Here is a 13,064-nt window from a genome sequence, read left to right on the forward strand (position 1 = left end):
GTTAATCACCTGTAATGAAGGACGTAAGCATGTCAACAAATGTACATTTCCAGGGTAACCCGGTGCCGGTAGCAGGATCTTTCCCGGCGGCCGGCGGCAAAGCACCGGCGTTTTCACTGGTTGCCAAAGACCTCTCTGACGTGGCGCTGAGCCACTACGCAGGCAAGCGCAAAGTCCTAAACATTTTCCCGAGCATCGATACCGGCGTGTGCGCCGCGTCCGTGCGTAAATTCAATCAGTTGGCATCCAGCCTGGATAATACCGTCGTGCTTTGCATTTCCGCCGACCTGCCGTTCGCCCAGTCCCGCTTCTGCGGCGCCGAAGGCCTGAACAATGTGGTGGTACTGTCCACCCTGCGCGGCGCCGAATTCCAGGAAAACTACGGTGTGGCGATTGCCGAAGGCGCGCTGAAAGGTCTGACCGCACGCGCCGTCGTGGTGCTGGACGAAAACGACAACGTGCTGCACAGCGAACTGGTGAACGAAATCACCACCGAACCGAACTACGACGCGGCTATCGCCGTACTGAAATAAGCTCGGCACCAAATACCCGCGCGAGCAATACATTCGTGCCAACAAGGCCAGTTGCGCTAGAAATGCCAGTCAGTCGACTGGCATTTTTTTCTTCCCAAACGCCTTTTGCCGCCGTTATTTCTCTCAGACCATCGGTCGTGGGTACGCCAGCATCAACCGGTTGCGCAGCGCGCACAGCACCAATACCAACATCAGCCCCCATTCCGCCATCAGCGTGGCAATCAGCGCGCTGGCAAAATGCCCGCCGCTGGTATGCAACACCTGAACCAGCACCGTACCCAGCACAATCGGCCCCAGCCCCAGCGATGCCTGTTGCATAGTGGAAAGCAGCGCGCTGCCCGCGCCCGCCTGATGCGTCGGCACATCCGACAGCCCGATGCGATAAAAGCTGCTGACAATAAATGCCTGACCGAAGCCAATCATCATGGTCGCAGGCAATAATTGCAGCACCGACACCGGCCAGCGCCACGCCAGCGACGCCATCAGCAGCGCCAGCCCGCTCATCTGAATCGCGCATCCGGTCAGCAACGCTCCGATAGTGCCGATACGGGTGGCGAGACGACCGCTGAGCAACGATGCAACAAAATAGGACAGCCCCAGCCCGATAAAACTGTTACCCGACTGCAGCGGCGTAAAACCAGCGCCGGATTGCAGGGTGTAAGCAACCGCGAACATAAAGCCGCTCCAACTGGAGAAAAACAGCAGCGCCAACAGCAAGCCGAAGCGGATCCCCGGCAACCGGAACAGCGCGGGCGGCAGCAACGGCGCCGGCTGACGACGTTCCACCCGCCACAACAGCGCAAACCACACCAGACTGCTCAGCAACACCGCCACGCAGGACCACGGCCAGTGCCAGATTGGCCCTAACGCCAGCGGGAACAGTAGGCTGGCCAGCATCAGCGACAGCAGCACCGTGCCGGGCATATCCAGCGCCACTGGTTTTTCGCCACGGGTATCCGGCAGACGCGACGGCGCCAGCAACAATACCAGCAGGCAAACCGGTAGATTGACCAGAAACACGCTGCGCCAGCCATAACCGGCGATATCCAGTTGAATCAAAAAACCGCCCAGCACCTGCCCGACCACAAAAGCCAGCCCGCCGATGGCGCTGTAAAAACCCAACGCCCGGGCATGCTCACGCCCGCGCAGGCAGACATGAATGGTCGCCAGAATCTGCGGCACCACCAGCGCGGCACCGACCCCTTGCAAGGCACGAGCCGCCAGCAGCACCCATACCGCCTGAGCGATGCCGCACAGCAGCGACGCCACGCCGAACAGCGCCACGCCGGCAATGAATACCCGGCGGCGCCCCAGGTTATCGCCCAACCGGCCACCCATCGCCAGCGATACGGCAAACGCCACGCCATATACCGACACCACCAATTCCAGTTCAGCCGGGCTGGCGGAAAGTGAATGGGCGATCGCTTCCAGCGCCACGTTAACGATCGAAAAATCGATCATCGGCAACAGCTGGCCGGTCAGCAGCACCATCAGGCCGATACCGGTAAGCCCCTGCGAAAGTGAAACCTGTTTCATCGATGTACCCTTTGTATTAACTCTGCTGATTGTGTTAATTCTGTGAGGCAGTTAGCATTATCGATAATTTAAACGGGTACCAGTTCCTGTTTATCCTGGTATAAAAACTACCTGTCTGTAACGATTCACCGCATTATCCGGAGGCTCATGCTATGGTCATGCCGATACCCGCCCCACAGGCCGACACCCGTGTTGCACCGTTACAACCGGATAACCGCAAACGGCTGGGGGCGTTTTTGCGCGCACGACGTGAAAGCCTCGACCCGCTGCGTCTGGGCCTGTCGCTGCCCCGTAAACGGCGCACGCCGGGGCTACGCCGCGAAGATGTGGCGCTGCTGGCGGACGTAGGCATTACCTGGTACACCTGGCTGGAACAAGGGAGGGAAATTCGCGCCTCCGCCAAAACGCTGACCGCCATTGCCAATGCTCTACAGTTCAACGAAGCGGAAACCCGGCATCTGTTTATGCTGGCGGGATTGCCGTTCTCCCCGGCCGCGCAGGCCAGTTGCGAGAAAATCAGCGCCGATAGCCAGCGCATCCTCGATCAGCTCAACCCGTTTCCGGCGGTGATCGTCAACGCCCGTTTTACCGTTCTGGGATTTAACCTCGCCTGGTGCCGGTTGCTGGATATCGACCTGCATCAGATGGCGCCGGAAGACCGCAACTGCATCTGGCTGGCGCTCACCCACCCGAACTGGCGGGAAAGGCTGGTGGACCAGCATGAGCTGTTACCCAATCTGGTGGCGATGTTCCGGGCGCAGATGACGGAACACGCGGGCGAACCGCTGTGGGAAGCGCAATTGCAGCGCTACCTGAGCGCGTCTGAAGAGTTTCGCCAGTTGTGGTACCAGCGCTACGAGATTCAAGGCGTGGATGACAAAATCAAGCGCTTTCGTCATCCGACGCTGGGCATTTTCACCCTGCGCCAGATCAACTGGTGGAGCGCGTCACGCAACGGTGACCGGATGCTGGTTTACATGCCCGCCAGCGAGCAGGACAATGCGCGGCTGGTGCAGCTCGCGCAACTGCCGCCGCCCGGCGAACAGCATCAGTCAGCGCCCCACGATTGATGATGACGTCGCCTTAAGGCTGAGCGGCGTCGGCAGGTTTCAGTTCCAGCCGGCTGGCACTGGCACCCGGCAGTAGCGGCGTCAGCGCCTCGCTCATCCAGCGGCGATAGCCATCAAGCCACCAGCGGCTGAGCGGATTACCGCTCTGCCCGCCCGGCAGGCTCAAGGTAGCGTTAGCCTCATCGCCCGGCGAAATCACCAATCGTTCCGACGCGCCGAACGTTGGACGATTCACATGCGGCACATTATTGTCCCCGGAGAGCGGCTCCGCCGGCACCCGCAGCAAACGACCCAGCAGCGGCAGCGACGAGGCCAGCGGGTGGGCGATGCGGCTCTGGTTAACATCTCCCCAGTTACGGTTGCCTTCCCCGTTTTCCCGCCATACCGTCGCCAGTTGTTGCAACGAGAACTGGCACCAGTCTTTGGCCGGCGCGGGCACCCACTGACGCGCCTCATCATGCATCAGCTGTTGCACCGTCATATCCCAGCGCGGATTAGCGGCACGGTAGCTGCTCTCCGGCCACGCCTGCGCCAGTTGCTGATCCAACGAGCCGAACAACCGCTGGTAAAGCGTCTCGCGCCAGCGGCTCAACAGCAGATAGGCCGTTGAGCCAGCCGCCGCCTGCCCGTTCCATTGCTGCAATAGCACGTTGATTGCCGCCTGATCCACGATAGCGTCCGGGGCGGAGGCATTCAGGCAGTCGAGCAGCCGGTCGCGCCAGCTCGCCGCCAGCAGCGCTCGGTTGTCCAGTTGGATACGGTGCATCGCGGCGATATCCGGCTGTGTGACGTCGCCCAGCGCCTGATGAATCGCCGATGCGCGTACGCCGGGGTCGGCGCCGCCATCTCCGACGATGTCCCCTTGTTCATCAAACAGCAGGCGGTTGTTGGCGGTCACGATGACCCCTTGCGGCGGGTCGATCAGTTGAGGATGAGATGCAGGCGACAGCGCCGTATCACGCCAGCGCGCCTGCTGGGCGCTCGTCAGCGGAAAACTGTTCTGTACGCCGGGCGTGAGCCGGTCCGGCAGCATTCCGGCCAGCGTCCAGCCGATGTGCCCGTGGCTGTCGGCCACCAGCAGATTTTGCACCGGCAGGCCGGCTCGTTGCCCGGCCGCCAGCGCTTCCGGCACCGAGCGGGTTTCCGCCATCGCCATCAGCGACAGATCCAGCGAACCCGGCAACTGCAACACCCAGTGCATCGCCATGCGTCCTTGCCCGGTCTCGACAATCGGTCCCCAGTCGCTGGTTTGTACCGTCAGCGACTGCGGCTCGCCGTGGCTGACCGCCAGCGTTTCCTGCACAAGATGCGGATTGCCCTCAGCGCTATTCAGTTTCACCCAGTCGAAAGTATCGGCGTAACTATTGGTAAAACCCCAGGCGATATGTTCATTGCTGCCGCTGACGATGGCGGGCGCGCCGGGCAGAGAGAGCCCGGTCAGGCGCAGCGTCCCGTCATCAGTCGGATAGATCAACTGCGCGCGATACCACACCGTTGGCAAACGCAGCCCGAGATGCATGTCGTTTGCCAGTATCGCCCGTTTCGGCGTGCGCACCAGCCACCCATTGCTGCCTTTGGCTTGTTCTTCAACGCCGGCGGCAAACGACGCACTGTCCTGCTGCCCCCACCACTCAGGCGGCGCGGCTGGCAACGCAGGCCCGGGCGGCAATTGCCCTGCCAGCGGCGCATCCCACACACTGGCATCCGGCAACAGAAAGTCGGCCTGTTCCGGCGTGCTCTGGTCGGCAATCCAGCCGCGGGCGTATTCGCGGCCGAACTGATTATCCTGCAGATCAAAATACATGGCGGCGATCACCAACAAGGTGTCTTCCGGCAGCCAGACTTGCGGCTCGACGCGTAGCAGCCAGTACTCGAACGGCCGTGTTTTCAGGCTACTTAACCCGGCGTTCACGCCATCAGTATAGCTACGCAGGATCTGCTGCTGGTCGGCGGGCAACTGTTGCCAGCGTCCGGCAACCTGTCGGCGCAGCAAAAACAACCGGCGCTGACGGTCCAGCGGCAACGCCGCCGCGCCCACCAACGCCGCCAGTTCCCCTGACGCGCTGCGCCTGAGCAAATCCATCTGGAAAAAGCGATCCTGCGCATGGACAAACCCCAGCGCGAACGCGGCGGACAGGCGATCGCCCGCCCGGATGATCGGCACGCCGGCGGCGTCTCGCTCCACCGTCACCGGCGTATGCAGACCCGGCACGCCCAGCTCGCCATCCAACTGAGGCAGACTCTGGCGCAACAGCATCCACACGGCGACGGCGAGCGCCACCGCCAGCACGGCGCACAGCGCCAGTCCGCCAACCGTTATCCGTAGCCAGTTGCTCAAACGCACCACCCTGTCCTCCCTCGTGATTCAGGCGAGCCATCATGACAATAGCGTGAGGCTGAAAACTGTTGCATTATCATTTGTATCATCCTGTATCCGCCCTTGTCGCTTTTGGAGGAGATATGTTTCCGTTGCTGACAGCCCGCCTGTGCCTGCGCCCGTTTGTTCCCTCCGATGCCGCCGCGCTGCTTGGCGCAATACATGAGTCGCTGGAAACCGTCGGGCGCTGGTTGCCCTGGTGCGTGTCGGATTACGATCTGCCGATGGCGCAGGACTGGATAACCTGTTGCGAACAGCAGCGCCATGAAGGTGAGTCGTTCGACCTGGCCATCATCGACCGTACCGGCGGGCGCCTGCTCGGCAACATCGCCATCAACAGTATCAACAAAGCCTATCGAATAGGTAATGTCGGTTACTGGGTTCGGCGGTCAGCACAAGGGCAAGGGTTGATTCCCGAAGCAGTGCGGGAAATCGTGCCGTTCGGTTTCGGCACGCTGGGGCTGACCCGGCTGGAAATCGTCGCGGCGGAGGAAAACCACGCCAGTCGCCGGGTGGCGGAAAAAGTGGGCGCGCATTTCGAAGGGTTGCTGCGCAACCGGATTATTATTCGTGACCAGCCGGTAACGGCGGCGTTGTATTCGCTGATTCCGGGGGATGTGCTTATTCATTGATGTTTGTCGGTATTGACTCATACCTGACCTGACATTTTTACTGCACTGAGCTATGCCTAATCTGGCTGTCTGCTGTTGCCAGAGGCGGACATGACTACTCGATAAGACTAGACGAGTGGGAGAACGCGAGGCTGAGCGAGCAGGTCAACAGCTTTAGCGGGCAGGTGTAGAGTTTAAGCGTTCAGATGCACGGTTGTCGAAAAGCTGACGCCATCGAATGGCATCAGCGGCAGGAGCGAGAATTTCAGTACCAGAAAAATCTGGAGTTGGAACGTCCGCAGAAACAGAAGACCCACAACGGCCCCAGTATGGGATAGCCTGGCAATTCTATTGCGTATTCAGACAGCTCCATCAGGTGGCTGAACTTATCGGCTTCAGTTGCTATGTTTGCGACAGATCGCTTTACGGTAAAACCGTGTTCCGTCAGTCTGCTGATCAGATTCTATGGACTGATCCTGGACGTGCAGTATCGCGCAGTCTGCCATGATCCGGTAGCCGACTTAGTTAGCAGAAACAGCTCCTGATAAGCCGCAGGAGTGACGACGCCGGTCGCTTTGTCTGTTTCGGTTCCCTCGGTGGCGCTCCGAACGAAGGCCCAGTCGGCGCTGATTTGCTCAACCTCCTTTATTTCGTAGGTCATATCGAAGCCGACTGCTTCAAACACGCTGTGATAGACCACAGCAAGCTCGTTCTTGCCCACGGCAGCTGGCCTGCCTGGCCCCATCAGTACGCCGTCATCAGTGTATGTTGCTATTACGGCGGCGATATCGGCGCGATTGAAGGCGGTCAAGTAAGCGACCGCCGCCGCTTCAATTGCGGCCAGTTCTTCATTAAATGTCTTACTCATTATCATTCCTCACCAGCATTACCTGGAAGCCAGGCAAATTATTTCAACCCGAGTGGATTTCGCGCGCGATATGTGGCGGTAGCCCGGTATTCATGCAGGCTGCGATGACGCAGCCTCGGTCATGACTTCGCACGCGGCAGCCGGAAAGCGTCACTCAGCCGCCGGCTCAGTCTCAACTAACGGGAACCAGCCCTTCGCATAGCTGATAACAGCCCAAAGTTTTTCCGGGATGTTCAGATCCGGTACTGACGCAGGGTCGAGGACGTTCACGATTTCATCCGCGCGACCGGCCTTGGCCAGTGCGACCCAATTCGGATTCATGACCAGAGCCTGGCCGATTGCTGTCAACGAGAGACCTGCGTCCAATGCCGCCTGTGCCAGCGCCGGCATCTTGAGGCCACCGGCCGCGATTACGGGAACGCGGTTGGCCACGTGCTCAATGATCAATTGCGCCGTCGTCTTGCCGCCGTCATCAACAATCGGCTTGCCATTGAGCACGTCGTATAGCGACGCATGGATATAATCAACACCGGCTTTGATCAGCTCGTCGATCAGTATCTTGGTATCCGCGATCCGCAACCCACCTTCCTCCTGTTCTTCAGGCGAAATACGGTATCCCAGCAGAAAAGGTCGATCAGCGTGCGTCTTGATGACCTGGCTGACGGCCTGAATAACGGCCAACGGGAAGCGAAGTCTGTTGCTCAGAGAACCGCCCCACTCGTCGTCGCGATTATTAGCCAGCGGCGAGAAAAACTCCTGAAGGAGGAACCCGTGTGCGCCATGCAATTCAACGCCGTCGAAGCCTGCGTCGATCGCGCGCCGCGCCGCGTCACTAAATGCTTTGATGATGTTCTCAATTTCGTCATGCGCCAGAGCAATAGCCGTGTTCCCCCCCTTGTTGAACAGATTAGCGGGGACTTCCATCGTGCTGGGAGCGACGATTCGCCCGTTCGGAACGAGTTCCGGCACCGCTTTACTGCCTGCATGAAAGATCTGCAGGATGGCCGGAGCACCACCACTCTTTGCGGCTTGCGCCAGCTTGCGTAGGCTGGGGATGAAACGGTCATCGTAGGCGGCGAATTCGCCCGTGAAGCCGATCCCTTCCGGAGTGACGTGCGTACATCCGGTGATGACCATACCAACGTCCTTGGCGCGAGCCTGGACATAGGCGACCTCCTGGTCGGAGATGGTTTCGTCTGGATTGGCGGACCAGGTTGTCATTGGCGTCATAACAACGCGATTTTTAAGCGTCATACCATTTTTAAAGTGGAAACCGTCGAAAAGCGGGTTTGAATGGGTCACGAGATTTTCCTTGCAATAAGTGCGAACAATTTTGATCCGGGAGGAGCGAGCCTCGGTGTCGCTGGCTAAGATAGGGGTTATCGATTAAGTGGACTAGATGCATAAAAACACTTAGCCTTATCATTTCAATGATTAATCGTGAGGAGAGAAAACCTTGCGTCGCGACGAGATTGCAGATCTGACCGCTTTCGTGGTGGTTGCCGAGGAACGCAGTTTCACGAAGGCGGCTCTCCGTCTGGGGATGGCACAGTCAGCCCTTAGCCAGATCGTCCGCCGTGTCGAGGAGCGTTTGGGGCTTCGCCTGCTTTCGCGCACGACACGCAGTGTCGCGCCCACCGAGGCTGGAGAACGCCTGCTTGCGAAGCTTGGACCGATGCTGCATGACCTCGACACGGTGATCGGCTCCCTTGGTGAACTGCGCGACCGCCCTTCCGGAACGCTACGGATCACGACGGTGGAACATGCGGCAAAGACTATACTCATGCCGGCCATGAAGCGGTTGCTGGCAGACAACCCCGACATCCGTATTGAGGTCAACGTTGATCACGCGCTGGTGGATGTCGTAGCCAATCAATTTGATGCGGGCATCCGCTTGGGGGGAGACATCGACAAGGACATGATTGCGGTGCGGATTGGTCCCGACATCCCAATGGTTGTCGTTGCCAGCCCGGCTTATCTGGCAAGACGTCCCGCGCCGACGACGCCCGCCGAACTGTTCGACCATAGCCTCATCAGCTTCCGCCTGCCGACATCCGGCACGTTAATTGGATGGCCTCTAATGAGTGACGGACGAGAAATAAGAGTTCGGGGCCAGGGGCAACTGGTCGTAAATACGATTGATCTTTTGGTCGACGCGGTACTGGATGGGCATGGTTTGGCGTGTATCCATCTTGATCAGGTGCAGAGATTTATTGACAACGGCAGTCTTATCCAGGTTCTTAGCGGACTTACTCGTGACATTCCTGGCTATCATCTCTACTACCCTAACCGCCGGCACCACTCTTCCGCGTTCTCTTTATTCGTCGAAACCCTTCGGTATCGTTCGTAGGCGGGTTGATGTTCGGGGACGGAACGGCTCCGCCATAGGCCCGCGCCGTTCGCCTTCAGCTTCAATCACCACCTCAAAATCGAATTGCAGATCTTCCAATCATCCCTTTTTCGATCGGACACGCATCAAAAGCAGGAAGGTTCATGCGCGGGGGCGGACGAATCAGCCGCTTCTGTGAATGGATCAGAGCGTAGAGTTAGTCTTGGGGCAGCCAAACCCTTTCCCGATCCCGTGACCTGCCCCCTGTTTTTTTATTTGGAATTACTCGTCCTCATCCCCGCCTTTGCGGTTGCTCAGACCGTATTCCCGCAGTTTATTGGCGATGGCGGTGTGGGACACGCCGAGCCGTTTGGCCAGCTTACGGGTGCTGGGGTAGGTCTGATAAAGGCGGGTTAACACCGAGCGTTCAAACCGCTTGCTGATGTCGTCGAGCGACCCTTCCAGCAAATCGTCATTGTGGACAATTTCCGGCTGGAAGGCCGGCAGGTCGATATCGCGCAGGCGCAGTTCATCGCCTTCCAGTTGCGCCAGCGCCCGGTAGATGGTGTTTTTCAACTGACGCACGTTGCCCGGCCAGCCGTACTGAGGCAACAGATTACGCACTTCCTGCGCGATATGAGGACGGGCGATGCCCTGCTCGTCGGCAAAGCGGGACACGAACAGTTCCACCAGCGGCATCACATCCGCCGGGCACTCGCGCAGCGGCGGCAGTTGCAGCGTCAGCACGTTGAGGCGGTAATAGAGGTCTTCACGAAACAGGCCGCGCTGCACCAGATCCAGCATGTTTTTCTGGGTCGCGCAGATCACGCGGACATCCACGTGCACCTCGTGTTCTTCGCCCACCCGGCGGAACGTACCGTCATTGAGAAAACGCAGCAGTTTGGTCTGCATCTGCGGCGACATTTCGCCGACTTCGTCCAGCAACACCGAGCCGCCGTTAGCCTGCTCGAAAAAGCCTTTCTTGCCTTCCAGCGCGTTGGGATAGGCGCCCGGCGCGTGGCCGTAAAGCTCGCTTTCCATCACGTCATCCGGCAGTGCGGCGCAGTTGAGCGCCAGAAACGGCTTCTTGCCGCGGCTGCTGCGCAGATGACAGGCGCGAGCCAGCATGTCCTTGCCGGTGCCGGTTTCCCCCACCAACAGCAATGGCGCATCCAGCATCGCCAGCTTGCGCGCCTGCTCCACCACCTGACGCATACGCGGGCTAGCCGCCACAATATGGTCGAATTCCCGTTCATCGTTGATCGGCGTGTCCTGCAACTGACGGCCCATGCGTACTGCCGACTTCAGCGTCACCAGCGCGCCGGCGACGGTGGATTTGCCTTTATCGTCTTCCAGATGAACCGGCGTCACTTCCTGCAGAAAATCCTGCCCGCGGATCACCACGCGGCTTGTTTCCGGCAAGCCGCCCTGCTCCTGCCAGCGGGAAAAATGGTAATCGTTCAGCAACTGGCCGACGTTAAGGGTGCGGGCTTTCTCCTGCGTCAGCTCAAACAGGCTGAGCGCGGCGGCGTTGACCAACTCCACTTTGCCTTTGAGATCGAACGACAGCACCGGCTCCGGCATCGACTCCAGCAGCGCGTTCAGCGCCCGATGCTCTCGCTCGGACGGCATAAACGCCACGGTACGCACATCGCTGACGCCAGGAATGCGGCGAATCTCCGTCATCAGCTCACGGAAAGCGTCAAAACCGAGGGTGGTAAAATTGAGGTAGATCCGACCCATCGGATCAATTTCGATACCGCGCAGGTCGATATGTCGCAGCACCAGCAGGTCGAGCAGCTCACGAGTCAGACCAATCCGGTCTTCACAAAATACTTCCAGACGCATCAATAAAACCTTCTTCATCAGGTGCGGCAGGGACGAGAGCTGCATCATACCCTTTCGCCGTCATCGGATGAAGTGGGGTGTCAGCAAAAGTTGACACCCCGGCAACCGAAATGCGGATTTACTTCGTTTTTTCCTCTTCCGGGAACGGCGTGGTCATCATCGACACGATGATGCGGATACCTTCGATGTAGTTGCCGATGCGCATGTTCTCGTCGTTGCTGTAGGAGTTATTGTCCGCATTCACCAGCGACACCACGGCAAAGGCGCTTTTTAACGCCGCCAGCGCCCCATTGATCGGCGGCGACACGCCCAGCATGCGGTTCTTCTCCGGTTCCCCCTTGCTCGGCGCCTTCACGCCGTCCAGCGCCCATTTCGCCAGCGGCGACGCCATCTGCGTGCGCACGGCAAACGAACTGCCCGACGAGGTCATCATGCTCATCGAAATCAATTTGGGGTTGTGATTACGCTCCTGCAGCGCGGGCGAGTCGGAACGCACGATATAGAAACCGTTGGCGGTTACATACTTTTTCAGCAGGTCATACAGGTAATCGGGCGAGGTTTCCGGCACCGTACGGATATTAATGCTGGCGGTCGCGGTAGACGGAATGGCATAGATGGCTTTGCGGCCGGTATCGCCCGCCCTGAGTCCGATGACATCCAGCGACGGATACTGCACCGCTTCCACCGGGTTGGGTGCCATTTTTTCCAGTTGGGTCACCCCGTAACGGCTTTCGATGGTGCCCGGCTGCGGCGCCTGTGCGGCCAGCTGTTTGCGTTCGTCATCGGAGATTTTGACCCGATCATAAAACCCTGGCAGCGTCACCCGACCGGTGGCGTCCTTGAGCCCGGCCAGCAGGCTCGCCAGCTGTTGCACCGGATTGACGATCACATTGCCGAACGCGCCGCTGTGGGCCGCCGGGTCGGGGCCGAACACCGTCATGTCCACCTGTATCGACCCGCGATAGCCGAACGTGATCACCGGCATATTATTGGTGTTCACCGCGCCGTTAAAAATCACCACGCCGTCATTTTTTAGCCGGGCAGCGTTCTGATTGACCACCGCGGCCAGGTGCGGCGAGCCGCGTTCCTCTTCCGAATCGAGCAGCACCTTGATATTTACCGTGGTGGCGGCCCTGGCGCTTTTCAGCGCATCCACCGCGGTCAGAAACACGGAGATCACCCCTTTCCCGTCCGACGCTGAACGGCCAAACACGCGCCATTCCGGATCCAACCCCGGCTGCATCAACCGGTCGTTGGGTTGCGGCATCCAGATACCGCGCGAATCCTTGATTTTCAGCGTCGGTTTCCAGGGGTCGGTGCTCCATTCGGACGCGCTGACCGACTGTCCGTCAAAGTGCATCAGGAACAACACGGTCGGGCGGTTGGGTTGCATCGGCCCCAGCTCGGCATACAGCATCGGGTGCGCGCCATTGGCCAGCTGCTGGGTGGTAAATCCCCGTTTCTGAAAAGCCTTGTCCAGCCAGTTAAGGTTGCGCTGAATATCCGCCGCCACATCGGTGTCGTTGCTGAGCGTCAAGCCGTCGAGGTATTCGGGAAAGCTGGCCTGAGCGAAACGCTGGGCGTCAGTCGGCGTCATGATCCACTGCGCCTGAGCGGAACCTGCCGTCACCAGCGCGCCGAGCACGCCGGCCAACAGGAGTTTGTTGCCACGAAGCATCATAAGTATCCTTCCAGCCAGAGGAAAAAAAAGAACATCCATCTTCTGGTTATCGGCAGCATCGGTCATCGCCTGAGCGATACGGACGCGATTCATCCGCCGGGTTTATCCTGCTTATCTGCCTAAAATAATTCGAGTTGCGGGAGCGACAATGCACCGACAACGTGAAGTATGACAGTTATAGATAAGCATGCTTCGTGGCAGCGGAATGCGG

The 13,064-nt window shown here is 59.3% G+C and carries 10 protein-coding genes; 4 read left to right on the forward strand and 6 right to left on the reverse strand.

Annotated features, from left to right (window positions below; genetic code table 11):
• Positions 1-29: 29 nt before the first annotated feature.
• Positions 30-533, forward strand: a complete 504-nt coding sequence (gene tpx / locus DDA898_RS12655) for a thiol peroxidase (RefSeq protein WP_038901421.1) — start codon at positions 30-32, stop codon at positions 531-533.
• Between the two features lie 123 nt (positions 534-656).
• Here the strand turns inward: tpx and DDA898_RS12660 are convergent, their stop codons facing one another.
• The gene (locus tag DDA898_RS12660; RefSeq protein ID WP_038911359.1) at positions 657-2,069 is read right to left on the reverse strand and encodes an MFS transporter; all 1,413 of its coding nucleotides are present in this window, start codon (positions 2,067-2,069) and stop codon (positions 657-659) included.
• 152 nt (positions 2,070-2,221) lie between these two features.
• Here DDA898_RS12660 and DDA898_RS12665 point away from each other — a divergent pair, with 152 nt between their 5' ends.
• A complete protein-coding gene (locus DDA898_RS12665; protein WP_013318275.1) occupies positions 2,222-3,139 on the forward strand; it encodes a helix-turn-helix transcriptional regulator in 918 nt (305 codons plus the stop codon).
• Between the two features lie 13 nt (positions 3,140-3,152).
• On the opposite strand, the gene DDA898_RS12670 is transcribed toward DDA898_RS12665, so the two are convergent.
• On the reverse strand, positions 3,153-5,483 hold the full coding sequence (locus tag DDA898_RS12670; RefSeq protein WP_038912566.1) for a penicillin acylase family protein: 2,331 nt from the start codon (positions 5,481-5,483) through the stop codon (positions 3,153-3,155).
• Between the two features lie 116 nt (positions 5,484-5,599).
• Here DDA898_RS12670 and DDA898_RS12675 point away from each other — a divergent pair, with 116 nt between their 5' ends.
• On the forward strand, positions 5,600-6,148 hold the full coding sequence (locus DDA898_RS12675) for a GNAT family N-acetyltransferase (protein ID WP_038911360.1): 549 nt from the start codon (positions 5,600-5,602) through the stop codon (positions 6,146-6,148).
• 442 nt (positions 6,149-6,590) lie between these two features.
• Here DDA898_RS12675 and DDA898_RS12680 read toward each other — a convergent pair whose 3' ends face one another.
• The gene (locus DDA898_RS12680) at positions 6,591-6,995 is read right to left on the reverse strand and encodes a YybH family protein (protein WP_038911361.1); all 405 of its coding nucleotides are present in this window, start codon (positions 6,993-6,995) and stop codon (positions 6,591-6,593) included.
• Between the two features lie 150 nt (positions 6,996-7,145).
• Positions 7,146-8,297: an NADH-dependent flavin oxidoreductase gene (locus tag DDA898_RS12685; RefSeq protein WP_038911362.1), complete on the reverse strand. Its 1,152-nt coding sequence runs from the start codon at positions 8,295-8,297 to the stop codon at positions 7,146-7,148.
• Between the two features lie 154 nt (positions 8,298-8,451).
• Here DDA898_RS12685 and DDA898_RS12690 point away from each other — a divergent pair, with 154 nt between their 5' ends.
• Positions 8,452-9,345 carry a LysR family transcriptional regulator gene (locus DDA898_RS12690; RefSeq protein ID WP_038911363.1) on the forward strand — a complete coding sequence of 298 codons (894 nt, stop codon included), beginning with the start codon at positions 8,452-8,454 and terminating at the stop codon, positions 9,343-9,345.
• Positions 9,346-9,606: 261 nt separating this feature from the next.
• Here DDA898_RS12690 and tyrR read toward each other — a convergent pair whose 3' ends face one another.
• Entirely contained in the window at positions 9,607-11,172 is a 1,566-nt protein-coding gene (gene tyrR, locus DDA898_RS12695) for a transcriptional regulator TyrR (protein WP_038912567.1), read from the reverse strand.
• Positions 11,173-11,290: 118 nt separating this feature from the next.
• The gene (locus DDA898_RS12700) at positions 11,291-12,850 is read right to left on the reverse strand and encodes a M20/M25/M40 family metallo-hydrolase (protein WP_038911364.1); all 1,560 of its coding nucleotides are present in this window, start codon (positions 12,848-12,850) and stop codon (positions 11,291-11,293) included.
• Between the last annotated feature and the right edge of the window lie 214 nt (positions 12,851-13,064).

It is taken from the genome of Dickeya dadantii NCPPB 898 (assembly GCF_000406145.1).
Classification (GTDB): domain Bacteria; phylum Pseudomonadota; class Gammaproteobacteria; order Enterobacterales; family Enterobacteriaceae; genus Dickeya; species Dickeya dadantii.

Bases quoted from the DNA above. Each gene is read 5' to 3' on its own strand.
- DDA898_RS12680 (WP_038911361.1), bottom strand. From the start codon at position 6,995: ATGAGTAAGACATTTAATGAAGAACTGGCCGCAATTGAAGCGGCGGCG.
- DDA898_RS12665 (WP_013318275.1), top strand. From the start codon at position 2,222: ATGGTCATGCCGATACCCGCCCCACAGGCCGACACCCGTGTTGCACCG.
- DDA898_RS12700 (WP_038911364.1), bottom strand. From the start codon at position 12,850: ATGCTTCGTGGCAACAAACTCCTGTTGGCCGGCGTGCTCGGCGCGCTG.
- tpx (WP_038901421.1), top strand. From the start codon at position 30: ATGTCAACAAATGTACATTTCCAGGGTAACCCGGTGCCGGTAGCAGGA.
- tyrR (WP_038912567.1), bottom strand. From the start codon at position 11,172: ATGCGTCTGGAAGTATTTTGTGAAGACCGGATTGGTCTGACTCGTGAG.
- DDA898_RS12660 (WP_038911359.1), bottom strand. From the start codon at position 2,069: ATGAAACAGGTTTCACTTTCGCAGGGGCTTACCGGTATCGGCCTGATG.
- DDA898_RS12675 (WP_038911360.1), top strand. From the start codon at position 5,600: ATGTTTCCGTTGCTGACAGCCCGCCTGTGCCTGCGCCCGTTTGTTCCC.